The sequence below is a fragment of the Bradyrhizobium sp. 160 genome, from assembly GCF_023073735.1.
Taxonomy (GTDB): domain Bacteria; phylum Pseudomonadota; class Alphaproteobacteria; order Rhizobiales; family Xanthobacteraceae; genus Bradyrhizobium.
This window is the reverse complement of the sequence record NZ_JADPKD010000077.1, coordinates 13,487-38,911: the sequence shown is the minus strand read 5'-3', so window position 1 is coordinate 38,911 and position 25,425 is coordinate 13,487. Positions and strand designations below refer to the sequence as shown.

At 64.3% G+C, this 25,425-nt stretch carries 21 protein-coding genes, 1 tRNA gene and 1 riboswitch; of the genes, 12 read left to right on the top strand and 10 right to left on the bottom strand.

Annotated elements, in window-relative coordinates:
* Nucleotides 1–121: 121 nt before the first annotated feature.
* From IVA98_RS32220 to purH, 3 genes are all read left to right on the top strand, one after another.
* Nucleotides 122–1,468, top strand: coding sequence for an RsmB/NOP family class I SAM-dependent RNA methyltransferase (locus IVA98_RS32220; RefSeq protein ID WP_247332294.1), 1,347 nt, complete (start codon nt 122–124; stop codon nt 1,466–1,468).
* 159 nt (nt 1,469–1,627) lie between these two features.
* The gene (locus IVA98_RS32215; RefSeq protein ID WP_247300058.1) at nt 1,628–3,346 is read left to right on the top strand and encodes a heparinase II/III family protein; all 1,719 of its coding nucleotides are present in this window, start codon (nt 1,628–1,630) and stop codon (nt 3,344–3,346) included.
* Nucleotides 3,347–3,405: 59 nt separating this feature from the next.
* Nucleotides 3,406–3,487, top strand: a riboswitch (ZMP/ZTP riboswitch).
* A gap of 24 nt (nt 3,488–3,511) precedes the next feature.
* Nucleotides 3,512–5,104, top strand: a complete 1,593-nt coding sequence (gene purH, locus IVA98_RS32210; RefSeq protein ID WP_247299771.1) for a bifunctional phosphoribosylaminoimidazolecarboxamide formyltransferase/IMP cyclohydrolase — start codon at nt 3,512–3,514, stop codon at nt 5,102–5,104.
* Between the two features lie 121 nt (nt 5,105–5,225).
* Here the strand turns inward: purH and IVA98_RS32205 are convergent, their stop codons facing one another.
* Entirely contained in the window at nt 5,226–6,611 is a 1,386-nt protein-coding gene (locus IVA98_RS32205; RefSeq protein WP_247299769.1) for an MFS transporter, read from the bottom strand.
* 101 nt (nt 6,612–6,712) lie between these two features.
* Here IVA98_RS32205 and ggt point away from each other — a divergent pair, with 101 nt between their 5' ends.
* A complete protein-coding gene (ggt, locus tag IVA98_RS32200) occupies nt 6,713–8,464 on the top strand; it encodes a gamma-glutamyltransferase (RefSeq protein WP_247299767.1) in 1,752 nt (583 codons plus the stop codon).
* Nucleotides 8,465–8,487: 23 nt separating this feature from the next.
* Here the strand turns inward: ggt and IVA98_RS32195 are convergent, their stop codons facing one another.
* Nucleotides 8,488–9,153, bottom strand: coding sequence for a glutathione S-transferase family protein (locus IVA98_RS32195; protein ID WP_247299765.1), 666 nt, complete (start codon nt 9,151–9,153; stop codon nt 8,488–8,490).
* A gap of 158 nt (nt 9,154–9,311) precedes the next feature.
* Here IVA98_RS32195 and IVA98_RS32190 point away from each other — a divergent pair, with 158 nt between their 5' ends.
* The 4 genes from IVA98_RS32190 (at nt 9,312) to panE (ending at nt 13,052) form a co-directional block, all read left to right on the top strand.
* The gene (locus IVA98_RS32190; RefSeq protein ID WP_247299763.1) at nt 9,312–9,893 is read left to right on the top strand and encodes a DUF2239 family protein; all 582 of its coding nucleotides are present in this window, start codon (nt 9,312–9,314) and stop codon (nt 9,891–9,893) included.
* A gap of 82 nt (nt 9,894–9,975) precedes the next feature.
* Nucleotides 9,976–11,325 (top strand): MATE family efflux transporter, encoded by a 1,350-nt coding sequence (locus IVA98_RS32185; RefSeq protein WP_247299761.1) that lies wholly within the window; start codon nt 9,976–9,978, stop codon nt 11,323–11,325.
* Between the two features lie 94 nt (nt 11,326–11,419).
* Nucleotides 11,420–12,028, top strand: a complete 609-nt coding sequence (locus tag IVA98_RS32180) for a 2-hydroxychromene-2-carboxylate isomerase (RefSeq protein ID WP_247299759.1) — start codon at nt 11,420–11,422, stop codon at nt 12,026–12,028.
* Nucleotides 12,029–12,128: 100 nt separating this feature from the next.
* Nucleotides 12,129–13,052 carry a 2-dehydropantoate 2-reductase gene (panE, locus tag IVA98_RS32175; protein WP_247299757.1) on the top strand — a complete coding sequence of 308 codons (924 nt, stop codon included), beginning with the start codon at nt 12,129–12,131 and terminating at the stop codon, nt 13,050–13,052.
* 165 nt (nt 13,053–13,217) lie between these two features.
* Here the strand turns inward: panE and IVA98_RS32170 are convergent, their stop codons facing one another.
* The 4 genes from IVA98_RS32170 to IVA98_RS32155 form a co-directional block, all read right to left on the bottom strand.
* Nucleotides 13,218–13,811, bottom strand: a complete 594-nt coding sequence (locus IVA98_RS32170) for a c-type cytochrome (RefSeq protein WP_247299755.1) — start codon at nt 13,809–13,811, stop codon at nt 13,218–13,220.
* A 200-nt stretch (nt 13,812–14,011) separates the two neighbouring features.
* Complete coding sequence (locus IVA98_RS32165) at nt 14,012–15,286, bottom strand: PQQ-dependent sugar dehydrogenase (RefSeq protein ID WP_247299753.1); 1,275 nt, start codon at nt 15,284–15,286, stop codon at nt 14,012–14,014.
* A gap of 378 nt (nt 15,287–15,664) precedes the next feature.
* On the bottom strand, nt 15,665–16,651 hold the full coding sequence (locus tag IVA98_RS32160) for an NAD-dependent epimerase/dehydratase family protein (RefSeq protein WP_247332292.1): 987 nt from the start codon (nt 16,649–16,651) through the stop codon (nt 15,665–15,667).
* A 76-nt stretch (nt 16,652–16,727) separates the two neighbouring features.
* Nucleotides 16,728–16,802 (bottom strand) — tRNA-Gly (locus IVA98_RS32155).
* Between the two features lie 272 nt (nt 16,803–17,074).
* Between IVA98_RS32155 and trxA the strand changes: the two genes are divergently transcribed.
* Both trxA and IVA98_RS32145 read left to right on the top strand, forming a co-directional pair.
* Nucleotides 17,075–17,998 carry a thioredoxin gene (trxA, locus tag IVA98_RS32150; RefSeq protein WP_247299739.1) on the top strand — a complete coding sequence of 308 codons (924 nt, stop codon included), beginning with the start codon at nt 17,075–17,077 and terminating at the stop codon, nt 17,996–17,998.
* A 32-nt stretch (nt 17,999–18,030) separates the two neighbouring features.
* Nucleotides 18,031–18,708, top strand: a complete 678-nt coding sequence (locus tag IVA98_RS32145; protein ID WP_247279979.1) for an LON peptidase substrate-binding domain-containing protein — start codon at nt 18,031–18,033, stop codon at nt 18,706–18,708.
* 6 nt (nt 18,709–18,714) lie between these two features.
* On the opposite strand, the gene IVA98_RS32140 is transcribed toward IVA98_RS32145, so the two are convergent.
* The 3 genes from IVA98_RS32140 to IVA98_RS32130 form a co-directional block, all read right to left on the bottom strand.
* Nucleotides 18,715–21,222, bottom strand: coding sequence for a bifunctional diguanylate cyclase/phosphodiesterase (locus IVA98_RS32140; RefSeq protein ID WP_247356400.1), 2,508 nt, complete (start codon nt 21,220–21,222; stop codon nt 18,715–18,717).
* 202 nt (nt 21,223–21,424) lie between these two features.
* A complete protein-coding gene (locus IVA98_RS32135; RefSeq protein ID WP_524536442.1) occupies nt 21,425–22,015 on the bottom strand; it encodes a cytochrome b/b6 domain-containing protein in 591 nt (196 codons plus the stop codon).
* 52 nt (nt 22,016–22,067) lie between these two features.
* Nucleotides 22,068–22,346 (bottom strand): PepSY domain-containing protein, encoded by a 279-nt coding sequence (locus IVA98_RS32130; protein ID WP_247299734.1) that lies wholly within the window; start codon nt 22,344–22,346, stop codon nt 22,068–22,070.
* Nucleotides 22,347–22,682: 336 nt separating this feature from the next.
* Here IVA98_RS32130 and IVA98_RS32125 point away from each other — a divergent pair, with 336 nt between their 5' ends.
* Entirely contained in the window at nt 22,683–22,880 is a 198-nt protein-coding gene (locus IVA98_RS32125) for a Trm112 family protein (protein WP_246922246.1), read from the top strand.
* A gap of 252 nt (nt 22,881–23,132) precedes the next feature.
* Here IVA98_RS32125 and IVA98_RS32120 read toward each other — a convergent pair whose 3' ends face one another.
* A complete protein-coding gene (locus tag IVA98_RS32120; RefSeq protein ID WP_247299732.1) occupies nt 23,133–24,353 on the bottom strand; it encodes a ubiquinone biosynthesis hydroxylase in 1,221 nt (406 codons plus the stop codon).
* Nucleotides 24,354–24,558: 205 nt separating this feature from the next.
* Between IVA98_RS32120 and tesB the strand changes: the two genes are divergently transcribed.
* Entirely contained in the window at nt 24,559–25,425 is an 867-nt protein-coding gene (gene tesB, locus IVA98_RS32115; protein ID WP_247299731.1) for an acyl-CoA thioesterase II, read from the top strand.

The following is a 25,425-nucleotide window of genomic DNA, read 5'->3' as shown; positions in this document are numbered from 1 at the left end:
CAAGGGCTGAAAAAGCCGGAAGCGATTCTTACATTTGGCATATTCGCGTGCCACAAACGAGCCGGTTAAGGCATGCGCCCATCGCGGCGGAACTGCCGCTCGCTCAGAACCTTGCTTCCGCATGCCATCTCAACGTTTCGCCCCTCCGTCCGAAGTGCCAGGTCTTGCGGCACGGCGGATTGCCGCCGACATCGTCGACGGCGTGCTGCACAAGCACCGCACGCTCGACGACCAACTCGACGGAAGCGGCGCTCATCCCGGACTGAAGTCGCTGGCCGACCGCGACCGCGCGCTGATGCGGCGCCTGGTCGCCACCGTGCTGCGCCGCCTCGGCACGCTTGGCCACGTGCTCTCCCGCCTGCTCGACAAGGGCATTCCCTCCGACGCACCGCGTGCGCAGAGCGCGCTCCTGATCGGCGCGGCGCAGATCCTCTGGATGGACGTGCCCGACCACGCCGCCGTCGATCTCTCCGTTCGCCTCGTGCAATCCGACCGGCGCGCCGCGCGTTATGCCGGGCTCGTCAATGCCGTGCTGCGCCGCTGCGCGCGCGAGGGCAAGGCTCTGGTCGAGGAAGTTGCCACGCAATCGCTGGACCTGCCGCCATGGCTGCTCGCGCGCTGGAGCGCGCATTATGGCGAGGCGACAGCGAGAGACATGGCGCTCGCGCTCGGCCACGAGCCGTCGCTCGATCTGACGGTGAAGTCGGATGCCGCGCAATGGGCAAGCCGCCTGCATGGCGAGACGCTGCCGACCGGGACCGTGCGGATGCTGCTGCATGGCGCGGTGACCATGCTGCCGGGCTTTGCCGAGGGACAATGGTGGGTGCAGGACGCCGCGGCCGCGCTGCCCGCTCGGCTGTTCGGTGATATCAACGGCAAGTCCATCGCCGATCTCTGCGCTGCCCCCGGCGGCAAGACCGCGCAGCTGGCACATGCCGGCGCGCATGTCACGGCCATCGACCGCTCGCCCGCCCGGGTGGCGCGGCTGCGCGAAAACCTGCGGCGATTGTCGCTCCAGGCCGAGACGGTCGTCGCTGACGCCGTTGAATGGGCCGGCCCTGCCGAAGCCTTCGACGGTATTTTAATCGATGCGCCCTGCACCTCGACCGGTACGATCCGCCGTCATCCCGACGTGGCATGGCTCCGGCAGCAATCCGACATCGCCGCCCTGACCGCGCTCCAGCAGCGGCTGCTGCGCAAATCCCTGTCGCTGCTTAAATCCGGCGGGACGCTGGTCTACTGCACCTGTTCGCTGGAACCCGAAGAGGGTGAGCAGGCCATCGCTGCGCTGCTGGCCGCAGAGCCCGCGCTTCGCCGCGTTCCAATCGAGGCGTCCGAGGTCGCAGGTCTCGACGAAATCCTCACCGCGGAAGGCGATCTGCGCACCCTGCCCAGTCATCTTCCAAACGCCGATCCCAAGCTCGGCGGGCTCGACGGATTCTACGCGGCTCGGCTCGTTAAATCCTGATTTTGCACTGGATTTTGCACCCCCGACGCTAATTCGCACCCTTTCAAGGTGGTGTCAGCCGTGCGATTTTGGGATTAATAAGGATTCGTCGGAATCCTCCTCTCCCCTTCAAGGCAAGGCGTGTCGGTCGCTCAACGCAGACGTATCTCGACGCTGGTGATGAACCGCTTCGCGCGGAACATGCTCGCGCGCGCGAGCGGCGGACCTGTGGCGGTGTCGCGGGTCTGGCCCAGCCGCACCGACCGGCTGATCATCGCGCCGCATGACCTGCGTACCGCGGATGCGACCCGCGCCGCCGAGATCTATGCCGGCCGCTTCGTCTTCGCCGGCAAGATCGTCAATTGCCATGGCCGCTCGATCTTCGATCTCGAACCGCCGTCGGAGGATTGGGAGGTCGCGCTGCTCGGCTTCGGTTGGCTGCGGCACTTACGCGCCGCCGACACCGCGCTGACGCGGGCGAATGCGCGCGCACTGGTCGAGGACTGGATCTCGAACCCTGCCAACAAGCGCCGACCGGTCGCGCGGCGCGCCGACGTGCTGGCGCGGCGCGTGATCTCGCTGCTGTCACAGGCACCCTTGGTGCTCAACGACACCGACAACAAGTTTTACCGCCGTTACTTGCGCGCCCTCGCGCGCGAGATCCGCTTGCTGCGCTACGCCATGCTCGACATTCCCGACGGGGTGCCGAAGCTCCAGGTGCTGATCGCGCTGTGCTACGCGGCGTTATGCCTCGCCAACCAGGCACGCCACATCCGCACCGCCTCGAAAAAGCTCTCCGACGAATTGCAGCGGCAGATCCTGCCCGACGGCGGACACATCTCCCGTAACCCGGGCGCCCTGATCGATCTCCTGATCGACCTGTTGCCGCTGCGACAGACCTTCGCGGCGCGTAACATCGCGCCGCCGCCGGCGCTGCTCAACGCGATCGACCGCATGATGCCGATGCTGCGCTTCTTTCGCCATGGGGACGGCAATTTCGCGCTGTTCAACGGCATGAGTGCGACGCCGTCCGACCTGCTCGCCACGCTGCTCGCCTATGACGATACCCACGGCGCACCGATGGCGAACATGCCGCATACAGGCTTCCAGCGGCTCGACGCCGGCCAGACCACGCTGATCATCGATACCGGACCCCCGCCACCGGCGGGCGTCAGCCACGACGCCCATGCCGGCTGCCTGTCGTTCGAACTGTCCTCCGGCATCAGCCGCATCGTCACCAATTGCGGAATGCCGACCACGGGCCGCGACAATTGGCGGCCGTTCGCACGGGGCACCGCAGCGCATTCGACGCTGGCCTATCACGACACCTCATCCTGCCAGTTCGTCGAGATGTCGGCGATGAAGCGCCTCCTGCACGGCGCGCCCGTCACCAGCGGCCCGGTCGAGGTCGAGAGCTATCGCGAAATTGTCCAGAACGGCACCCTGCTTACAACCTCGCATGACGGCTATTTCGCCAAATTCGGCGCGATTCATCGCCGCGTGCTGATGATCGCCAATGACGGTGCGCGGATCGACGGCGAGGACACGCTGTCGCCGCCGCAAGGCGGACGCTTCAAGGGCGCCGATGCCGATTTCGCGCTGCGCTTCCATCTGCATCCGGCAGTGAAGGCGAGCCGGTTGTCGGATGCGCGCGGCGTCATGCTGGTGCTGCCGAACCGCGACGTCTGGACCTTTGAGGCGCTCGACGACAAGGTCGATCTCGAAGACAGTGTGTTCCTGGCCGGCAATGACGGGCCGCGCCGCACCGCGCAGATCGTGATCCGGCAGGATGCGCGGCAGGCTCCCTCGATCCGCTGGAGTTTTGTGCGTTCCACTGCCTCGCCAGCGGTGACCAATGCGCGCCGTAATGCCCGTCGCGAGCCGGAACTTCCCTTGTAAACAGGCGCGATCCGGCGCTATCTAGCCGTTGAGAGCGACTCCGAAAGCTGCTATCGAGCGCTCGTTCGCGCGACTGGCGACCTTGGATGGAGCACCATCGGGAAGCGCGACACATATCCGCCGCGCGCCTGGGCATAGACACTCCCTGAACAGAGGATCTTGCTCATGACTGACCATCTCCGTCGCGCCACCCGCGCCCTACTCTCCGTTTCCGACAAGACAGGCCTGATCGAGTTCGCAAAGGCGCTTGCCGTGCACGATGTCGAACTGGTCTCGACCGGCGGCACCGCCAAGGCGATCGCCGCCGCCGGCCTCAAGGTGAAGGACGTCTCCGAGCTGACCGGCTTCCCCGAGATGATGGACGGTCGCGTCAAGACGCTGCATCCGAAGGTGCATGGCGGCCTGCTCGCGATCCGCGACAACAAGGACCATACCGACGCGATGAAGACCCACGGCATCGCGCCGATCGACCTCCTCGTCGTCAACCTCTATCCGTTCGAAGCGACCGTCGACAAACGCGCCGGTTTCGAGGATTGCATCGAGAACATCGACATCGGCGGCCCCGCCATGATCCGCGCCGCCGCGAAGAACCATGACGACGTCGCCGTCGTGGTCGAGGCAGAGGACTACAAGGCCGTGCTCGACGAGCTCGTCGCCAACAACGGCGCAACCACGCTGAAGCTGCGTCGGCGCCTTGCGGCAAAGGCCTATGCCCGCACCGCGGCCTATGACGCCGCGATCTCGAACTGGTTCAACCGGCAGCTCGAAGTCGACGCGCCGGACTTCCGCGCCTTCGGCGGCAGGCTGATCCAGTCGCTGCGCTATGGCGAGAACCCGCACCAGACCGCTGCGTTCTACGCAACCCCCGAGAAGCGCCCGGGCGTCTCGACCGCGCGGCAGCTCCAGGGCAAGGAACTCTCCTACAACAATATCAACGACACCGACGCGGCCTATGAATGCATCGGCGAGTTCGATGCAAAACGCACCGCGGCCTGCGTCATCGTCAAGCACGCCAATCCCTGCGGCGTCGCGGAAGGGCCGAACCTCGTCGAGGCCTATCGCAGGGCGCTGGCCTGCGATTCCACCTCGGCGTTCGGCGGCATCATCGCGATGAATCGTCCGCTCGATGCCGAGACCGCGCGCGAGATCACCAAGATCTTCACCGAGGTCATCATAGCGCCCGATGCCAGCGAAGAGGCGATCGCCATCATCGGCGGTAAGAAGAACCTCCGCCTGTTGCTCGCCGGCAGCCTGCCCGATCCGCGCGCGCCCGGCCTCACCGCCAAAACGGTGGCGGGCGGCCTGCTGGTGCAGAGCCGCGATAATGCCGTGGTCGACGACATGACGTTCAAGGTCGTGACCAAGCGTGCGCCTGATGATGCCGAGATGCGCGACCTGAAATTCGCGTTCCGTGTGGCAAAACACGTGAAGTCCAACACCATTATCTATGCCAAGGACCTCGCCACCGTCGGCATCGGCGCGGGCCAGATGAGCCGGGTGGATTCAGCGCGGATCGCAGCGCGCAAGGCCCAGGACGCGGCGAGTGAGCTGAAGCTCGCCGAGCCGCTCACCAAGGGCTCGGTGGTGGCGTCGGATGCGTTCTTCCCGTTCGCCGACGGCATGCTCGCCTGCATCGAAGCCGGCGCCACCGCCGTGGTGCAACCCGGCGGCTCGATGCGCGACGACGAGGTGATCAAGGCCGCCGACGAGCACGGCATCGCGATGGTCTTCACGGGGACGCGGCACTTCAGGCATTGAATTCGCTGTCATTCCGGGGCGCGCCATTTGGCGCGAGCCCGGAATCCATTTCTCCGCGCGACACGCTGCACGATAGATTCCGGGCTCGCGCTCCGCGCGCCCCGGAATGACGGCAGGAATGCTAATCCCGCACCCGCATCAACAGCCCCAATCCCGCGACGAAGAACACCACCAGCACGGCCATGCCGGCTTTCTGGCTCGCCGTCGCAGCGGTGATCATGCCGATCAACAGCGGACCGATGAAGGACGTCACCTTCCCGGTCAATGCGAACAGGCCGAAATACTGCGCGATGCGGTCCTTCGGCGCCAGACGGATCAGCAGCGTGCGCGAAGCGGCTTGCAACGGGCCGCCGGCGGCGCCGATCAGGCAGCCCAGCACCAGATAGGCACGCTCCGCCGCGCTCGAGAACAGGGCCGCACCCGGCTGCGGCGGCGCGACCTTGACGAACAACACACTGTCCTTGTCGACCAGCAGGATCGCCGCCACGGACAGCAGGAGGATCAGCAGGCTGCCGGCAATCACGCGCTTCGGCCCGAGACGATCGTCGAGCTTGCCGCCAAGCCACGCACCGAGGGCACCGGCGATCGCGAGCATGATGCCGAACGTGCCGATCTGGATCGTGTGCCAGCCGAAGGTGCCGGCGGCATAAATGCCGCCGAACGCGAACAGCGACACCAGACCGTCGGTGTAGATCATGTTGGCGAGCAGGAACGCCGCGAGCGATTTCTGCTTCGGCAGACCTTTGATCGATTGCTTCAGCTCAGACAGTCCTTCGCGCAGTGCCTCGCGCACCGGGCGCTTCGCCGGATAATCCGGCGTGAACAGGAACATCGGCGTCACGAAGATGATGAACCACAGCCCGGTCAACGGCCCGGCGGCACGGTCGCCCTGATGCGTGATCGGGTCGAGCCCGAATAGCGGCATCAAGCCGAGCAGCGTGCGGCCGGTCTCGGGATTGGCGGCGAGCAGGCCGAGCACGATGATCAGGCTGACGATGCCGCCAATGTATCCTGTCGCCCAGCCGGTGCCGGACAGCCGCCCGATCCGCTCCGGCGGCACCAGGGTCGGCATCATCGCGTTGTTGAAGAGGGTAGCGAATTCCGCGCCGACGCTGGCGAGCGCGACGGCGGTGAGCAGCGGCGGAATGATGGCGTCATCGCCGGGCTTGCCGATCCACAGCGTGCAGGACGCCAACACCAGCACCGCGCCGAAACCTGCGATCCATGGTTTCCTGCGGCCCGAAGCATCCGCGATGGCCCCGAGCACCGGCGACAGCAATGCGATCGCAAGGCCCGCGGCCGCCATCGCAAAGCCCCACAGCGATTGACCGGTGGCAGGATTTGGCGCGATGCCGGTCGCGAAATAGGGCGCGAACACGAAGGTGGTGATCAGGGTGAAATAAGGCTGCGCGGCCCAATCGAAGAAGATCCAGCTGACGACGGCGGCGCGCCGCGGATAGGTCCGCGGCACGCCGGCCATGCGCACATCCTGGGCGATCGTCGTCATCACGCAGTCCTCATCACGAACAGTTTTGCCTGTCTCGGGGCAAACCGTATAGCATTGCCGTGACGCGTGTGAACTGGCCGAAAAGCGCGACGGGAATTTTGATGATGTCGTCATATTCGACACGGCGGACATTTTTCGCCGTCATAGCCACGCTGGCGTTCGGTCTTGTCCCTCTGACGGCCCAGGATGCGCGGCGGGGCTATGTCCCGCCCGCGCGCGATATGGTGCGCGCCGCTGCTGCCGAACACGGCATGGTGGTGGCGCAGGAGAAGATATCTGCGCAGGTCGGCGCCGACATCCTGCGGCGTGGCGGCAATGCCGTCGATGCCGCGGTCGCCACCGGCTTTGCGATGGCCGTGACCTATCCGCGCGCAGGAAATATCGGCGGCGGCGGCTTCATGGTGATCCATTCCGCCGATCGCAATGAAGACATCACTATCGACTATCGCGAGACCGCGCCAGCTGCGACCACGCCGCAAGTTTTCCTCGGGCCCGACGGCAAGCCTGACCCGACGAGGTCACGGGATTCCGTGCTTGGCGTCGGCGTGCCCGGCACCGTTGCAGGTCTCGCGCTCGCATTGGAAAAATATGGCTCCGGTCAGTTCACGCTGGCGCAATTGCTCGAGCCGGCGATCGCGCTCGCTCGCGATGGCTTTGTCGTCAGCGACGACATGGCCGATACGCTGCCGGCCTGGCACCGGCGGCTGGCGCGCTGGCCTTCCTCGGCCAAGATCTTCTCGCGCCCCGACGGCACGCCACTTGGCGAAGGCGACAGGCTGGCGCAGGGCGATCTCGCCGAAACGCTATCGGCCGTGGCCGCACAGGGGCCGCGCGGCTTCTATGAGGGGCCAGTTGCGGAGAAACTCGCCAAGGCCGTGGCTGACGCCGGCGGCATCATGACACCTGCCGATCTGAAGTCCTATCAGGCGGTGATCCGCGCGCCGGTGCGCGGCACCTATCGCGGCTACGACATCGTGTCGATGCCGCTGCCATCGTCCGGCGGCGTGGTGCTGGTGGAAACGCTCAACATTCTCGAAGGCTTCCGGCTCGCCGATCTGAAGCAGGGATCGTCGGCATCGCTGCATCTCCTGATCGAAGCCATGAAGCGTGCCTATGCGGACCGCGCGCGCTATCTCGGCGATCCCGCCTTCGTCAACGCACCGATCGAGACGCTGACCGCGAAGGACTACGCTGCCAAGCTGCGCGCGGGCATCTCCGCCGAGCGCGCCACGCCTTCGAAAGAGCTCGTTTCCGCTGCTGTCTCGCCGCGCGAGGGCAGCAACACCACGCATTTCTCCGTCGTCGACGGCCGCGGCAATGCCGTCAGCAACACCTACACATTGAACTTCAGCTATGGCGTCGGCCTCGTTGCCGACGGCACCGGCGTGCTGCTCAATAACGAGCTCGACGACTTCACCGCGGCGGTCGGCGCCTCGAATGCCTACGGCCTCGTCGGCTTCGAGGCCAATCTGCCAGGGCCTGGAAAACGCCCGCTGTCCTCGATGTCACCGACCATCGTGCTCAAAGACGGCAAGCCAGTGCTGGTGACGGGCTCGCCTGGTGGCAGCCGCATCATCTCGACCGTGCTCCAGGTGATCGTGAACGTCCTCGACTACAAGATGGATGTGGCTGCCGCCGTCTCCGTACCGCGGCTGCATCACCAATGGCTGCCGGACGAGGTGCGCGTCGAGAGCGGGTTTCCTGCCGATGTTCTGCTGGAGCTGAAGGCGATGGGCCACTTCGTTGTGGAGCCGATGGGACAGACATCGGCCAATTCGATTCTGGTGACGTCGAATGGGCCGCTCGGCGCGCCCGATCCGCGCACGCGTGGGGCGGAAGCTGCGGGACAGTAACCCTGTCACTGCGCCGAGATGATTTACCGCCCGACCTGATAAGGCCCGCCCTTTTCGAGCGCGCGGTTATACGCCGGCCGCGCGTGGATGCGCTCCAGGAACGCCATCGCCTTCGGATGACCCTGCTCCAGCCCGCCGCGCGCTTGCGCTGCTTCCAGCGGAAAGCTCATCTGGATGTCGGCTGCGGTGAACTCGTTGCCGGCGAACCACTCGCTGTTGCCGAGTTCGCTTTCCCAAAAATCCATGTGCTGCTTGAGCTGCGGATTGACCAGCGCGGTGAGCGCCTGGTTCGAAACCTTGCGCACCAAAGGGCGCAGCAACGCCGGCGCGCGCTTCGGCATCAGCGTGAACAGCAGCTTGAGCAGCAGCGGCTGCATCGCCGACCCTTCCGCATAATGCAGCCAATAGGTGAAGCGCAGCCGTTCCGGCGTGTTCGGTGGCGGGATCAGTTGGCCGTTGCCATAGGTAGCGATGAGATACTCGATGATCGCGCCCGATTCGGCGATGGTGTTGCCGTTGTCTGTAATGACCGGCGATTTGCCGAGCGGATGGATGGCGCGCAGCTCCTTCGGCGCACGCATGTCCGGCTGGCGCTGATAGCGCACGATCTCGTAGGGCACGCCCAATTCCTCGAGCAGCCACAGCACGCGCTGCGAGCGGGAATTGTTGAGGTGGTGAACGGTCAGCATCGCGTGGTCCCCAGCTTGGCTTGGTCGTCGCGCCGTTGGTGCCAGCCCGGGAACACAATGTCGAGCCATCGGTGCGGATATTTTCACCCGGGTATATTGACGCCGTGAATTTACCCGGGTATTAAATCCCCAACACAGTCAATCTGGCAATGATTCCAATGCAAGCCACCTTCACAGCTTTCATGGGCCAGCGCCGGCTGGCCTCGGGAGCGGCCGGCGACGTCGCGCTCGCAGTCAAGCGGGCCGGATCGAAGCCGGACCAGCCGATCATCATTTTCGACGACCGGACTGGCCGGTCGATCGATTTCGACCTGCGCGGCGAGGATCATGAGGTGCTGGCGCGGCTCGCCGAGATCATACCGCCGCCGAGCGAAAGCACCCAACCATCGAGCGAGCCGCGCGGCCGCGGCCGGCCGAAGCTCGGTGTGGTCGCGCGCGAGGTGACGTTACTGCCGCGCCACTGGGAGTGGCTCAACGCGCAACCCGGCGGCGCCTCGGTCGCGCTGCGCAGGCTCGTCGACGAGGCCAGACGCGCCAGCGGCGACAAGGACCGCGAGCGGCAGGCGCGCGATGCGGCCTATCACTTCATGTCGACCATGGCGGGCAATCTGCCGCAGTTCGAGGAAGCCTCGCGCGCGCTGTTCGCGGATGACCGACGGCGCTTCACCAGGCTGATCGCCGACTGGCCGACTGACATCCGCGACCACATCGTCAAGCTCGCCTACAGCGACCTCGCTTAAACCGCGCAGCATTCACCCCATCAACGGCCGAGCCGCGCATCGCGCGGCAACGGCTTCGCACGCTTCGATGAAAGGCAAATTCATGTCCGCATCCGCGCCTCTCTGGACGACGTTTCTTCGCTTCCTCGCACCGCTGATGGCGAGCAACGCGCTGCAATCGCTGTTCGGCACCGTCAGCAACGTCTATCTCGGCCAGATGATCGGCATCGACGCGCTCGCCGCGGTCTCGGCGTTCTTCCCGGTGATGTTCTTCCTGTTCGCCTTCGTCATCGGCCTGAGCACCGGCGCCACCGTCTTGATCGGCCAAGCCTTTGGCGCGGGCGAGCACGGCAGGATCAAGCTCGTCGTCGGCACGACGCTCGCAATCGGTCTCTCGCTCTCGGCAACGGTTGCACTCGCTGGCGGGATCTTCAGCCGGCCATTGATGGTCATGCTGGCAACGCCCGCTGACATCCTCGACCAGGCCAGCGCCTATGCCCGCATCATGCTGCTGACCATGCCGCTCGGCTTCGTCTTCCTGCTGATGACAGCGATGATCCGCGGCGTCGGTGACACGTTGACGCCGCTCCTCGCGCTGGCGCTATCGACCGCGATCGGCCTGGCCCTGACGCCGTTGCTGATCCGCGGCGCCTTCGGCTTGCCGGCAGCGGGCATCACCAGTCCGGCATGGGCAGCCGCAATCGCCAACGCGCTGACGCTGATCGTGCTGGCCGTCCATCTGCTCCGGAGAAAGCATGCACTGGCACCGGACGCTGCACTGCTGCGTCACCTGCGGCTCAACGGCGCCGTGCTCGGAAAAATCCTCGGCATCGGACTGCCGAGCGCAATTGGCATGGTGGTGATGGCGATTGCCGAGCTGGTGCTGCTTGGGCTCGTCAACGGCTTCGGCTCAAACGCCACGGCCGCGTACGGCGCCGTCAATCAGGTGATGGGCTACACGCAATTCACGGCAATGTCGATTTCGATCGCGGTCTCGATCCTCGGTGCGCAAGCGATCGGCGGCGGCGACAGGGTGCGGTTCGAGGGCATCGTGCGCACCGGCCTCGCGTTCAATGTCGTCCTGACCGGCGGGCTGGTGGCGCTGATCTATCTGGTACCGCGCGCCGTGCTCGGCATCTTCATCACGGACGGCGCCGTGCTCGATCTGGCGAAGACTCTCCTCTACATCGCCCTGTGGAGCTCGGTTCCGTTTGGCCTCGCCACGGTGTTCTCGGGCGCCCTGCGCGGCGCCGGCATCGCCTTGACGCCGATGCTGCTCTCGATCTTCGCCATCGTCGCGATCGAGCTGCCGGCTGCAACGATACTAAGCCGCACGATTGGCCTTGAGGGCGTATGGGCCGCCTATCCGATCGTGTTCTGCGCCATGTTCGTTTTGCAGATGGGCTGTTATCTCCTGGTGTGGCGCAAGCAGGCGATCCGGCGTCTGCTCTGACGGGATCATCAAGGCATTATGACCATCATTAAACGATGGACCTGTCGCGCGGCCTGCGCCACAATGGATGAAAAGCGCCGCCAGGGAGATCGAATTGACCCGCACAGCCCCGCAATTCCTGTTCGATTTCGGCAGCCCGAATGCCTATCTCAGCCATCTGGCGATCCCGGCAATCGAGCAACGCATCGGCGTCAAGTTCGAATATGTGCCGATCCTGCTCGGCGGCATCTTCAAGGCGACCAACAACAAGTCGCCAGCCGAGACGCTCGCTGGCATCAAGAACAAGCGCGAGTTTCAGGCGGTCGAGACCGAGCGCTTCATCAAGCGCTTCAAAGTCCAGCCCTACGCCATGAATCCGTTCTTCCCCGTCAACACGTTGAACTTGATGCGCGCGGCGATCGCGGCGCAGCTCGAGGGCGTGTTCGAGACCTATGTCGAGGCCGCCTTCCACCACATGTGGCGCGAGCCGAAGAAGATGGACGATCCTGAGATCGCGGCGAAGGCGCTGGCGTCATCCGGCCTCGATGCGCAAAAGTTATTCGCCCGCGCGCAGGAACCCGAGGTGAAAGGCAGACTGATCAAGAATACCGAGGAGGCGGTGGCGCGCGGCGCGTTCGGCTCGCCGACCTTCTTCGTCGGCAACGAGATGTTCTTCGGCAAGGAGCAGCTGCGCGAGGTCGAGGAGATGGTGTCGGGAAAGTGAATGGCGCGAATGGTGAGTAGCGAATAGCGAGTGGAAAGCGAAGCTGCTATTCGCTACTCCCTATTCGCCATTCGCCAAGAATAACTACGGAGTTCTCCCCATGCGCATCCTCGTGGTCGGCGCCGGCGCCATCGGCGGCTATTTTGGTGGCAGGCTGTTGCAGGCCGGCCGCGACGTCACCTTTCTGGTCCGGCCGCGCCGCGCCAGCGAGCTCGCGAGCGCCGGCCTCGTCATCAAGAGCCCGAATGGCGATGTGACGCTGAAGGCGCCGCCGACCGTGCAAGCGGACAAGCTCGCGGAAAAATTCGACGTCGTGCTGCTGAGCTGCAAGGCGTTCGACCTCGACGACGCCATCAAGTCGTTCGCGGCCGCCGTCGGGCCGAACACCGCGATCATCCCCATGCTCAACGGCATGAAGCATCTCGACGTCCTCGACGACAAGTTCGGCAAGGAGCGCGTGCTCGGCGGCCTCTGCGCCATCGCCGCGACCCTCAACGAGCAGCGCGAGGTGGTGCAGCTCCAGCCGATGCAATCGATCAATTACGGCGAGCGCGACGGCAAGCTGTCGGACCGCGTCAAGGCGATCGACGAGGCCTTCAGGAGCGGTATCAATGGCGCCAGCGCCAGCCAGAACATCCTGCAGGACATGTGGGAGAAGTGGGTGTTCCTCTCCACGCTCGCAGCGTCCACCAGCCTGATGCGCAGCTCCGTCGGCAACATTCTCGCTGCCCCCGGCGGCAGGGACTTTCTGCTCGGCATGCTGGACGAGACCAGCGCGATTGCCGCTGCGTCGGGCTATCCGCCGGGCGGACCGTTCTTCGAGCGCGTGAAGGGCAATCTGACCACCGAGGGCTCGCCGATGACGGCATCCATGTTCCGCGACATCAAGGCCGGCCTGCCGGTCGAAGCCGATCACGTCATCGGCGATCTCATCGCGCGTGGGGATGCGGCGAAGGTTCCCGTGCCGAAGCTGCGCATCGCGTATACGCATCTGAAGGCGTATGAGAAGCAGAGGGCGGGGTAGGGACCGCCCCGACGAAGGCCGAGACCCACACTGCGTGATCTATCGCAAGCGACGCTATCAGTACCGCGCGACGATCGAAGAACGACCTGTCTTCGCCAAACCACACCTTGTGGTTATCGGTCCCGTCCTCGAGACGACGGTGGAGTTTGGGGCAACAGCCTTGCGCTACTGCAAATGCGCCAGGTAGTGCGCGACCGCTGTAATCTCTTCCTCGCTCATGTGATAGGCGACATCGGCCATCGCGGCGACGCCGCCGCCGACGCGCTGCCCGGCCTTGTAGTCGTGCAGCGCCTTCACGAGATATTCCTCGCGCTGGCCCGCGAGCCGTGCCACGGCCTTGGTGCCAGCGTAGCTGTCGGTATGGCATGAGGCGCAGCGGCGGCCGGCGGCGACCTGGGCGCCTTTCTTCGACAAGTCCGGGTCCTCGTCTTCCGGTGCCTTCGGCGGCGCCAGCTGCGAAAAATAGGCGCCGAAATTGCGAATGTCCTCGTTGCTGATCTCTTCGACGATCGGCTGCATCTGATCGTTCTTGCGCGAGCCGGCGCGGAAGAACACCAGCTGCCATTGCAGGAATTGATCGGGTTGGCCGGCGAGCGAGGGGACGTTCTCGGTCTGCGAAATGCCGTTCTCGCCGTGGCAGCCGGCGCAGGCGGCCGCCTTCTCTTTGATCGCGGCATTATCGGCGGCCTGCGCCGAAACGAACGCAAGCGCCGCGAGCGATAGCGCGCCGGTGACATACGGAAAAAACTGGCGGCGCATGATTAGGACTTCCGATCTGTCGAGTTCGTCATTGCGGGCGGGGGGCGCCGCTTGGCGGGAGCCGGAATCCATAACCCCCGCTCGTGGATATGGTTTCCGGACTTGCGCGCAAGTGGCGCGCAATCGGGAACGACATCGAAGTTGAGAGCAAACGAGGCTGCGGCAGCTCGCGACCACCGCAGCCTCTTATCGTCCGCGCGCTACTTCTTGCTGTAGCTGATGCGATAGATCGCGCCGGCCCAGTCGTCGGCCACGAGGATCGAGCCGTCCTTGGCGAGAAGGATGTCGTTGGGACGGCCGAGATAGCCCTGATCACCCTCGAGCCAGCCGGAGGCGAAGATTTCCTGCTTGGGATTCTTGCCGTCAGGCCCGACGATCACGCGCACGATGCGTGCGCCCTGGTACTTGTGCCTATTCCAGGAGCCGTGCTCGGCGATCAGGATATTGTTCTTGTACTCGGCGGGGAATTGGTCGCCGGTATAGAACTTCATGCCGAGCGGAGCGACATGCGCGCCGAGATTCAGCACCGGCGGCGTGAACTCGGAGCATTTGTGGCCCATCGCGAATTTGTCATCAGGCAAATTGCCCTGGTGGCAATAGGGATAGCCGAAATGCTCACCGATCCTGTTGATCATGTTCAGCTTGTCTGAGGGCAGATCATCGCTGATCCAATCGCGCGCGTTCTCGGTGAACCAGTATTTGCCGGTGCGCGGATCGACGTCCCCGCCGACCGAGTTGCGGACGCCGAGCGCCCAGATCTCGGCGTTGCCGGTCTTGGGATCGACGCGCCGGATCTGCGAGACGCTGGTCGGCGGGATGCCGACATTGAACGGCGGCCCGAACGGCAGGAAGAACCAGCCATCCTTGTCGACCGCGATATATTTCCAGCCATGCGCGGCATAGGACGGCATGTCGTCATAGACGACCTTGCCCTCGCCGAGATTGTCGAGCTTGGCTTCGGCGTCGTCATAGCGGATCAGCTTGTCGACGGCGATGACGTAGAGCGCGCCGTCCTTGAAGGCGAGACCGGTGGGCATGTTCAGGCCCTTGAGGACGGTCTTGACCTCCTTCTTTCCGTTGTTGTCCTTGATGGCATAGACGTTGCCGAGGCCGAACGAGCCGACGAACAGCGTGCCCTTGTCGCCCCAGGCCATCTGCCGGGCGGCCAGCACGCCGGAGGCATAGACCTCGATCTTGAAGCCCGGCGGCAGCTTGATCTTCTTGACGATGTTGGCGAGCTCGGTGTCGGAAGCGCCGGTCGGCGGACCCGATGGCGGCGCGAGGCCCTTCTGCGCCTCGGTCTCGTCGCCGAGGAACCAGTCATCCGGCGGATGGGTCCAGAACTCCTTGGTACCGGATTCGTATTTCTTCAGCGCCCGGTTCTTGTCCTGCTGTTGCGCATTGCCAGCGCTCGTCCCCGCGAGAAGGGCAACGGCTGCAAGCGCCAACACGGATCGATGGAACATCGATGTCATCGCGTCACTCCCCAAAGGCAGCCGTCAGGGCTGCAATTTATTTTGTTTTGCTAGTCGAGAGGCGAAGTTTGGAGTCTGCCGGGAGGCAGACGCAAAAAGGCTAGCACATCTGCGAGCGCTGAGAAGGGCATCGCATGCACTGCGGTTGCTCTCCGGAAAAATTGAGACGGAATGTCAATGGGGGCGAACGGCGCGATGCCAACGCTCCCGCTGCAACGCGGAATCAATAGGGCGCGTGACCATTTTCAGGCGGCGCGAGGGTGGACATCCAAAAAATGCGAAAACAACCCCATGCACAGTAGAACGGCTCTCGCCAGCCTGCGCTCGGCGACACCGGACAGACAGTTGAAGCATCGAGCAAAATAGCGATAAGCGCGCTTAGGGGGCGACGGGGTAGGGCCCGTCGTCGAACAGCGTGTCGTGATAGCCTTTCGACCCGATCTCGCGTGCCAGCGCGCTGCGAAAATCGCGGTCACCATGCAGGCTGCGCAGCACATGCGCGAAGTCGAATTCGGGCCGCCAGCCCAGCTCGCGCCGCGCGCGTTCGTTGACATAAACGCGGTCGATCGCGGGGAAGAGGCGCCAGCCCCGCGCGGCAAAGAGCTGCACACAATCCGGATAGAGCTCGCGCACGACACCGGCAGCATCGCGCGCGAGCGCCGCGAGATGGCGTTGCTCGAACGGGCTCGTGGCCGAGACGATGTAGCGCGCAAAGCCGATCTTGGGCGCGCGCTCGGCGGCGAGCAGGTGGGCGCTCACCGCGTCCGCGATGTCCAACCGGCGATAAAGCAGCTCGTTGGCCTGCGTGTTCTCGGTCGTGTAAGCCTGTCGCATCGCCGGATCGTCATCGGCTTCAGGAAAGAAGCGCGAGGTCCGCAGGATGACGACCGGCAGGGCGCGCTCGCGAAAGAACAGCTCGCAGAGGTTCTCGGCCATCAGCTTGGTCGTGCCATAGATGTTCTTCGGCACCGGCGGCAGGTCCTCGGTGACCCACACTGCGGCTTGTTCCGCCTCCAGGCGAAGCTGCGAGCCGAACGCGCTGGTGGTGCTGGTGAAGACGAAGCTCTTCACGCCGCTCGCCGCGGCCGCCTCGAGCAGGTTGAGCGTGCCGGCGACGTTGGTGTCGACGAAATCCTGCTTACTGTGGGTCGCCACATGCGGCTTGTGCAGCGTCGCAGTGTGGATCACCGCCGTGACGCCGTCCATCTGGCGCCGGACGAAGCCTGGGTCGACGATCGATCCGATGGCGTCGGTGAAGGAAGATGGCTTCAGATCGACCCCGCGCGCAGGCAATCCGCGCCCCCGCAGCGTCCGGAGAATGGCTTCACCGAGATGGCCCGCGCTGCCCGTGACCAGAATCGTCATGTGAGACCCAATGCAGTCGCCGGCGGCGTGGAAAACCACGGCCCGGCCCGGTTCGGCTGGATGCTCTGGGAAAAATTGGAGCGGGCGAAGGGGCTCGAACCCTCGACCCCGACCTTGGCAAGGTCGTGCTCTACCACTGAGCTACACCCGCATCCTGTGTCGGTCGCGTGACGCGCCGGCAACGGCTGTCGTATGCCAAAAGCGGGAGGGGAATGCAACAGCTACCGGCGGCATAGATTCGCAATCGGAGGCCCGATATGGACGCTGAATGCGACCAAATCGCCCGAAAGCGCCCCGGAACCGGCGAATCAAGGCACCTGGATTGAAATTCGGCCCATTCGGCCCAATTTAGGTGCCGACAACAAGCACACGATGTGGCGGCGTGTTAAAGAGCCGCCATTCCAGACATGACGAGGGGATCCCGTGACGATCATCGACCAGGGTAACGGAGCGGCGGGCCCGGCTGCCGCCGATCTGATCAAGGACACCACCACCCAGACCTTCGTGAAGGACGTCATCGAGGAATCGAAGCGCCAGCCGGTGCTGATCGATTTCTGGGCGGAGTGGTGCGGCCCCTGCAAGCAGCTCACCCCGATCCTGGAAAAGGCGGTCAAGGCAGCCAAGGGCAAGGTCAAGCTGGTCAAGATGAACATCGACCAGCACCCGGCGATTCCGGGGCAGATGGGCATCCAGTCGATTCCGGCCGTGATCGCCTTCGTCAACGGCCAGCCGGCCGACGGCTTCATGGGTGCGGTGCCCGAGAGCCAGCTCAACGCCTTCATCGAGCGGCTGACCAAGGGCGTCACCGCGCCGGGCGAGGTCAACGTCGCCGAGATCGTGCAGGAGGCTGAGGCCTTGCTCGCCGAGGGCGACACGGCTGCGGCCGCGCAGATCTATGCCGAGGCGCTCCAGCATGATTCGACCAACATCGCGGCGCTTGCGGGCCTTGCGAAGTGCTACGCCGTCTCCGGCGCGATGGAGCAGGCCAAGCAGACGCTGGCCATGGTGCCGGAATCCAAGCGCAACGATCCCGCTGTGAAAGCCGTGCAGACCACGATCGATCTCGCCGAGCAGGCGGAAGCGCTGGGACCGGTGGCCGAGTTGGAACAGAAAGTCGCCGCAAACCCGCTCGACCATCAGGCACGATTCGATCTCGCCACCGCGCTCAACGCGCAAGGCGACCGCGCGGCCGCCACCGAGCAGTTGCTCGAAATCATCAAGCGCGACCGCAAATGGAACGACGACGGCGCCCGCAAGCAGCTGGTGCAGTTCTTCGAGGCCTGGGGCGGCACGGATGATGCAACCGTCGAGGGCCGCAAGCGTTTGTCGACGATCCTGTTTTCGTAGGGCGTGCTGGCAACGCCAGGGGGACCGGGCAGATGCCGATCAACATCGAATATCGCGGGCCCGCCGACCTTCCGGAGGTCATTCCGGTATTTCCGCTGCCGGGTGCGCTGCTGCTGCCGCGGGGCCAGATGCCGCTCAACATCTTCGAGCCGCGCTATCTCGCGATGGTCGACGATTCCTTCCGCGACGGCCATCGCCTGATCGGCATGATCCAGCCCGATGTGGCGCACTCGCCGAAGAATTCCGACAAGCCGGCACTGTTCCGCGTCGGCTGTGTCGGCCGCATCACCCAGCTCGCTGAATCCGGGGATGGCCGCTACATCCTCGAGCTCACCGGCGTCTCGCGTTTCAAGGTGGTCGAGGAGCTCGACGTGCTGACCGCCTATCGGCAGTGCAAGGTGGATTTCTTCGCCTTCGTCGACGATTTCACGGCGCGCATGGGCGAGGACCAGGTCGACCGCGAAGCCCTGCTGGCGGTTCTGGCGGACTTCCTGAAGGCCAACAATCTCAAGGTCGACTGGGAGGGCGTCGAGAGCGCGCCCAACGAGGCGCTGGTCAACGCGCTGGCGATGATGTCGCCCTACGGACCCGCGGAAAAGCAGGCCATGCTGGAGGCGCCTGACTTGAAGACCCGCGCCGAGATCCTGATCGCGGTCACCGAGATGGATCTCGCCAAGAAGCGCACCAGCGGCGATCCGCCGCTGCAGTGAGAACACCTACGCGGCACGGATGGCCGCTTCGGCTTGTGCCTTCGGCTGGGCCAGTTCCGGAATCCTGGAGGCCTGCATTGGCGGGCTGAAATAGTAGCCCTGCGCCTCGACACAGCCCTGTTCGCGCAGAATGTCCAGCTGCTCGGCGGCTTCGACGCCTTCGGCGGTCGTCGTCTTGCCGAGGCTGACGGCGAACGCCACGACGGCACGGGCGATCCGATGCGCCTCTTCGCTTTTGCTGGACAGCTCGCTGACGAAGCTGCGGTCGATCTTGATCTTGTCGAATGGAAATTTCTGCAGAAAGCTCAGCGATGAATAGCCCGTGCCGAAATCGTCGAGGGCAATTCGCACCCCGAGCTCGCGCAGCTGCCCAAGCGCTGCGAACACCGCGTCGCTGTCATGCATGATGACGGTTTCGGTGACCTCGAGCTCGAGCCGGTGCGGCGCAATCTCCGAGGTCGCCAGGGCGCTGACAATGATGGAGACGAGCTCCTTGCTCCTGAACTGAGCGGGAGAGAGATTGATTGCGATCATCAGATGGGACGGCCACTTGGCTGCCTCAGTGCAGGCAGCTCTCAAGACCCATTCGCCCAGGGGCAGGATCAAGCCGGTTTCCTCCGCAAGCGGAATGAATTCGGCAGGCGAGACCAGACCGCGCTCGGGATGGTGCCACCGCAATAACGCCTCATAGCCGCAGGTTTGGCCGGTCTCCACACTCACAAATGGCTGGTAGTGGAGCTCGAATTCGCCCCGCGCAAGCGCTCTGCGCATATCCTTTTCCAGGTTGCGGCGCACATGCATGAGCTGGTCCAGCTCCGGCTCGAAGAAACGGAATGCACCGCGTCCGCCACTCTTTGCCGCGTACAGAGCAAGGTCTGCGCTCTTGAGGATGACGTCGGAATCAGCCCCGTCGCGGGGGCCGATGGCGATCCCAATGCTGGCGCCCACGGTGACTTGATGATCGCCAAGGTCAAAGGGTTCGCAGAGCGCAGCCTTGATCGTCTCGGCGAGCGAGGCCGCATCCACGACGGGATTTGTAACATAGTCCACGACGGCGAACTCATCGCCACCCAGTCGGGCAATCAAGGTGGTGTCTCGGCTGCATTCCCGCAAACGCGTTGCGGCCGCACGCAGCAGCGAGTCGCCGGCCGGATGTCCGAGCGTGTCATTGACCTCCTTGAAGCGATCGAGATCGATCATGAGGACCGCCAGATGGCGAACTCCACTGCGCGTGTCGGCGAAGGCCTGCTCCAAACGCGCTCTCAGCAGCACGCGATTTGGCAACTCCGTCAGCGCGTCGTGCTGCGCCATATAGGTAATCTTGGCCTCGGACCGGCGTTGCTCCGTGACATCGAGATGCGTTGCCACCCATCCGCCACCAGCCATCGGCTGTCTCGTCACGCAAATCAACCGGCCATCAGCGAATTCGTCTATCCGGCTCGAGACCGCATTGACGGGCAAAGCATCGAGCTTCGAGATCAGTTGCTCGGCGGCAATGTCGCTCGCGTCGCTTTTGAGTGTACCGCTGATGATGCGATGCCTGACGATGTCGCGGTGCGAGGTTCCCGCGCGCAGCAATTCCGGCGGCAGCCGATACAGATTGGCGTAACGCTCGTTGCAGATGACCAGCCGCTTCTCGGCATCGAACATGCAAAGGCCCTCGACCATGTGATTGATGGCCGTGTCCAGCCTCAGCTTCTGTTCCTGTAGCTCCTGCTGGGAGTCTTCGAGCTGCTGCCGTGCGTCCGAAAGCTGGCTGATGATCCCTTCGAACTTCACGGTTCTGCTTGCCAGGCGACGATCGGCCACCACGCCGATCAGGCTCATGCCCAGCACAGAGAGTGCTACACCGGCGATAGCAAGCGCGAGCACGGCCGGAGAAAGCGATAGGACACCTGTCGCACGCATTGGGTCCGGCGTAATTTGCACGGCACCCATGGCCGTGAAGTGATGCGATACGATGGCAAGGGTCAGCAGGACCGCCGCCGCGAGCGTGCCGCGGTAGTTCTGGTACCTGATCGCCACAGCCAAGGCCGCATAGCCGAGGCACATGCCGAGAGTGATCGAGACGAGCACGAGGTCCGGCGACCAGGCGACGCGACCCGGCACTTCAAGCGCCCACATGCCGAGATAATGCATGCTGGCAATGCCGCCGCCGATGATGACGCCGCCGGCCGCCGCGCGCCACCGGCCGGAATCGCCGAGCGCAACACCGAAGCCCCCCGACGTCAGCAGCATTGCCGTAGCCAGCGAGAGCGTCGTCAGCACGATTCCATAACCGGTCGGGACGCCGGGCTCATAGGCGAGCATCGCAACGAAATGGGTTGCCCAGATTCCGTATCCGATCGCAGCGCCAGCAATGGCGATCCAGATCAACCGTGATCGCGCGCGCGCAGCGATCGCGCGATGGAAGATACTGATCGCAACGATACTCGCGACGAAACAGACCAGGCCAGCCAGCAGGACCAACCGCCAATCATGCTCGACGGTAAGGCAGGAAAAAACGCGGAACATCCAATATCGCTCCATCGTCAATAGTGTCGATGGTGAACGGGCTAAACGTCGTTCGCGTTAATTTTGTGCAACTCCTGATTGCATGCTTACCGTGACGTTAATGCTTCCTGCGCAATTCGATTTTGCCGAGCATTGCGCATGCGTCACACCGCCATCGCGCCCAAGGAGAGCGAAGGAGACCTGCAAGGATCGGCAACAAGCCCTAGAGACGATTGCGGATGCGCTTGCGTCCGGTGAACATCGCGCGGATCAGGTTCTCGCGCTGGAGCGTCCCCATCAGCACCACGCCGAGCACGTGGACCACGACCAGGATGATGACCGCGTCCGATGAATAATGGTGGGTATCCTCGACCCACCAGACGCCGAAAAAGGTGACGGTCACCGACATCGCGCCCGTGATCGTCGACACCGCGAGCGAAGCCAGCAGCGCCACCAGCATCAAGGTGCCGGCAGGATTGAGTCCGATATAGCGGCCGGTGATGCCGCGGCGCAGATTCCAGAGATAGCCGGGCGCGGCGCGAAGTCTGATCCCGACCATCCGGAAGCGCGAATAACGGCCTCCTATGAAGCCCCAGACCAATCGGAAGCCAAGTAGGCCGATGACCGTATAGCCCACGATGCGGTGCAGGCCGCCATAGACGGTCGGCGTGAACCACGCGATCAGAACCGAGGTCGCGAGAAGCCAGTGCCAGAGCCGCAACGGGAGGTCCCAGACCGCGACCGCCCGCGGAGCCGTTCGATCCGCGGGGGTCCGGTTGGACACCCCGCGCGCTTGTGGCATCGCTTCTGCCATCAATTCCGCTTCACTTTGCGCAAGTCATTTGGCGCAGACTACTTCGCGCAAGTCACTTGGCAATCGTGTGCTTCAGGCTGAGATCTTCGGGGCTGTAGAACAGCTCGTAGAGCTTGCCTTCCTTGACGCCGTACACCTCGTAGCACGAGCCTTCGATCTTGGAGCGCCGCACCTCGTAGCCCAGCGCCTTGGCCTTGGCTTCGGCCTCGCTGGCCGGCTTCCATGACGCCTTGTCGAGCTTGGTGCAGTTCTTGAAACCGTCGGCCATGACCGCCGATCCCGTACCAATCCCGATCGTCAGTGCAATGGCAACAACTCGAATGACCTTCACGAACGTCTCCTCCTCTGTCGTGTGCGCTGTGTGCTCAGCGCGAAGCGCAGCCGAAGGAAGCAAAGGCGAAGGTGAAGTCAATCCGGTTCAGGGGTGACCAATCTTAGATTTGTTCTAACGGTCGCCAAAAGATCAGCGCTCTCCGCATGCAGCGCGCATTTGAAGCGGGGCTGCGGCCTTACGCCTCACGGGCCGAAATGCGCGGGGCCGCTCGTCACCGGCAACCGCAGGCGCCACCACAGCGCCCCGCCGACAGTCTCCGCTCGAACGACGACAGCCCGCGATGGGCGGATGCGAATTTCTATGGTAGAGGCAATCCGACTGCCGGAGACCATCATGAACGCGCCCACCGACCGCCCCGAAGCCAGCGTCGATCCGAAGCTGCTGGAGATTCTGGTTTGCCCGTTGACCAAGGGCCCGCTGGAGTTCGATGCTGCCAAGCAGGAGCTGATCTCGCGCAGCGCCAAGCTCGCTTACCCGATCCGCGACGGCATCCCGATCATGCTGCCGGAAGAGGCGCGCAAGATCGATTGAAGTCATGGCGCGTACCCCGGCTGGAGCGCGATGGCTTCACCACATTCTTAATTTCGTCCCCGCCTAGCGCGCAATTGCGTGCGGGGGGCCAGTATCCATAACCACAAAGAGAGGTTATGGCGCGAAGCTGGTAACTCCAGGCGTTCGCAAAATTATTGCTGCGGCGTATGGGTCCCGGATCTGCGCGCGTTCGGAGCGCGCTTGTCCGGGACGATGAGGAGAGAGTGGGGCGAGCGCTCTTGAAACCTCCGCCTACAACGCTTCGCCCTTCAACAACCTTGGCACCTCGCCGGTCAGTCCGGCGGCCTGTCGGATGAAGAGATTCTTCAGCGGCGGGGCACGGTCGACGAGGCCGAGGCCGATATCGCGCAACGAGCGCAGGAGCGTCGATTGGTTGGAGAACAGGAAGTTCAGCGAGTTGGTGGCGACGCCCATGGCCATAGTGTCGAAGCGGCGCCAGCGCTGGTAACGTTCGAGCACATCGGCGCCGCCGAGATCGATGCCGAGCCGCGCGGCATCGACCACCACCTCGGCCAGCGCGGCGACATCCTTCAGTCCCATGTTGAGGCCTTGGCCCGCGATCGGATGGATGACATGAGCGGCATCGCCGACCAGCGCCAGACGCTCGGCGATGAAGGAGCGCGCGACGAAATAGGACAGCGGGAACGCACGCGGCGTGTCGAGCGCCTTGACCTCGCCGAGATGCAGACCGAAGCGCTGCTCGAGCTCGCCGTGAAATTCCGCCTCGCTCAGCGCGATGATGCGTGCGGCTTCGCTGCGGCGCTCGGTCCACACCAGCGAGGAACGTTTGCCGGATAGCGGCAAAATCGCGAACGGACCGGCCGGCAGAAAATGCTCCTCGGCGCGGCCCTCGTGATCGCGCTCGTGCCCGACGGTGACGACGATGCCGGACTGGTCATATTCCCAGCCATGGGTAGCGATGCCGGCGCGCTCGCGCAGCTTGGATCTGGCGCCATCCGAGGCGACCAGCAGGCTCGCGGCGATCACGCTGCCGTCGCCGAGCGTCACGTCGATGCCTTCGGAACGCGCGTCGTAGGACGCGACAATGGTGGCACGCAGATCGACGCCCTCGGCCTCGGCGCGCACCACCAATGCATCGATCAGGCGGCGGTTTTCGACCATATGCGCGAAGGGCTCGCCCGGCGCGACATCGCCGGCGAAATTCAGGAACACCGGACGGGTCGCGTCCTCCAGCTTGGAATCGGTGACGACCATGTCGAGGATCGGCTGCGCCTCGCCCCTGACATCGTCCCAGGCGCCGATCGCCTCGAACAGCCGGCGGCAAGCCGCCACGATCGCAGTTGCGCGCGGATCGCGGCTTGGACGCATGCTGAGCGCGGGATCGGCGACGATGACGGGAATCTCGGGCCCGAGCCCCTGGCGCAGCGCCAGCGCCAGCGCCAGCCCTGCAAACGCGCCGCCGCCAATGACAATGCTCCCCTGTACCGACATACCCGACTTTCCCGGCCAATTCCTGGACTTGCTAGCAGACTTGAGGTGGGCGAAACAGTGCGGTGAAACAAGGGCGGAACGGTAATCGTTCCGTCACCCGGAGCGCGCGCGAGCGCGAACCCGGAATCCGGAGGTTATCAGCTCGGGATTCCAGGGCATCGCTGTCGCGATGCTCCGAAATGACGAGGCACTCGAAAGCAGCAGCATGTCCAAAGGCCTGATCGACCTCATTTCAATCCTCGACCTCGAACAGCTCGAGGTGAACCTGTTCCGCGGCAACAGCCCAAAGACGAGCTGGCAGCGGGTGTTCGGCGGGCAAGTGATCGGACAGGCGATGGTGGCGGCCTGCCGCACCGTCGAGCGCCGGCTGCCGCATTCGCTGCATTGCTATTTCATTCTGCCGGGCGACCCGCAGATCCCGATCATCTACCAGGTCGAGCGCCTGCGCGACGGCAAGAGCTACTCGACGCGCCGCGTCACCGCGATCCAGCACGGCAACGCGATCTTCTCGATCATGGTATCGTTCCACGCCGAGGAGGAGAGTGCGTTCGATCATCAGGACAAGATGCCCGACGTCCCGCCGCCGGAAAAGCTCACGGCGGAGGAGGTGGCGAAGCAGCCGATGTTCAAGGAGATGCCGGAGTTCATCCGCCGCTATTATGAATCCGATCGTCCGATCGAGTTGCGCCCGGTCGAGCTCGGCCGTTATTTCGGCCAGAAGATCGACGATGGCCGCATTCACGTCTGGATCAAGACGGCTGCGAAACTGCCCGACGATCCGGCACTACACATGTGTGCGCTCGCCTATGCCTCGGACTTTTCGCTGCTGGATGCGATCATGGCGCGCTATGGCCGCACGCTGTTCGACAAGCGCATGATGCCGGCGAGTCTCGACCACGCGATGTGGTTTCACCGCCCGTTCCGCGCCGACGATTGGCTGCTCTACGCCCAGGATTCGCCGAGCGCACAAGGCGGCCGCGGCCTGACCCGCGGCTCGATCCTCAAGCCCGACGGCACGCTGGTGGCCTCCGTCGCGCAGGAAGGCTCGGTGCGCGAGCGGAGGACGGGATAG

Coding starts and splice junctions, on each gene's coding strand:
- IVA98_RS32205 (WP_247299769.1), bottom strand. CDS start 6,611: ATGACGACGATCGCCCAGGATGTGCGCATGGCCGGCGTGCCGCGGACC.
- IVA98_RS32215 (WP_247300058.1), top strand. CDS start 1,628: ATGAACCGCTTCGCGCGGAACATGCTCGCGCGCGCGAGCGGCGGACCT.
- IVA98_RS32190 (WP_247299763.1), top strand. CDS start 9,312: ATGCAAGCCACCTTCACAGCTTTCATGGGCCAGCGCCGGCTGGCCTCG.
- ggt (WP_247299767.1), top strand. CDS start 6,713: ATGATGTCGTCATATTCGACACGGCGGACATTTTTCGCCGTCATAGCC.
- IVA98_RS32165 (WP_247299753.1), bottom strand. CDS start 15,286: ATGACATCGATGTTCCATCGATCCGTGTTGGCGCTTGCAGCCGTTGCC.
- panE (WP_247299757.1), top strand. CDS start 12,129: ATGCGCATCCTCGTGGTCGGCGCCGGCGCCATCGGCGGCTATTTTGGT.
- IVA98_RS32220 (WP_247332294.1), top strand. CDS start 122: ATGCCATCTCAACGTTTCGCCCCTCCGTCCGAAGTGCCAGGTCTTGCG.
- purH (WP_247299771.1), top strand. CDS start 3,512: ATGACTGACCATCTCCGTCGCGCCACCCGCGCCCTACTCTCCGTTTCC.
- tesB (WP_247299731.1), top strand. CDS start 24,559: ATGTCCAAAGGCCTGATCGACCTCATTTCAATCCTCGACCTCGAACAG.
- IVA98_RS32120 (WP_247299732.1), bottom strand. CDS start 24,353: ATGTCGGTACAGGGGAGCATTGTCATTGGCGGCGGCGCGTTTGCAGGG.
- IVA98_RS32185 (WP_247299761.1), top strand. CDS start 9,976: ATGTCCGCATCCGCGCCTCTCTGGACGACGTTTCTTCGCTTCCTCGCA.
- IVA98_RS32140 (WP_247356400.1), bottom strand. CDS start 21,222: ATGTTCCGCGTTTTTTCCTGCCTTACCGTCGAGCATGATTGGCGGTTG.
- IVA98_RS32135 (WP_524536442.1), bottom strand. CDS start 22,015: ATGGCAGAAGCGATGCCACAAGCGCGCGGGGTGTCCAACCGGACCCCC.
- IVA98_RS32145 (WP_247279979.1), top strand. CDS start 18,031: ATGCCGATCAACATCGAATATCGCGGGCCCGCCGACCTTCCGGAGGTC.
- IVA98_RS32125 (WP_246922246.1), top strand. CDS start 22,683: ATGAACGCGCCCACCGACCGCCCCGAAGCCAGCGTCGATCCGAAGCTG.
- IVA98_RS32160 (WP_247332292.1), bottom strand. CDS start 16,651: ATGACGATTCTGGTCACGGGCAGCGCGGGCCATCTCGGTGAAGCCATT.
- IVA98_RS32170 (WP_247299755.1), bottom strand. CDS start 13,811: ATGCGCCGCCAGTTTTTTCCGTATGTCACCGGCGCGCTATCGCTCGCG.
- IVA98_RS32195 (WP_247299765.1), bottom strand. CDS start 9,153: ATGCTGACCGTTCACCACCTCAACAATTCCCGCTCGCAGCGCGTGCTG.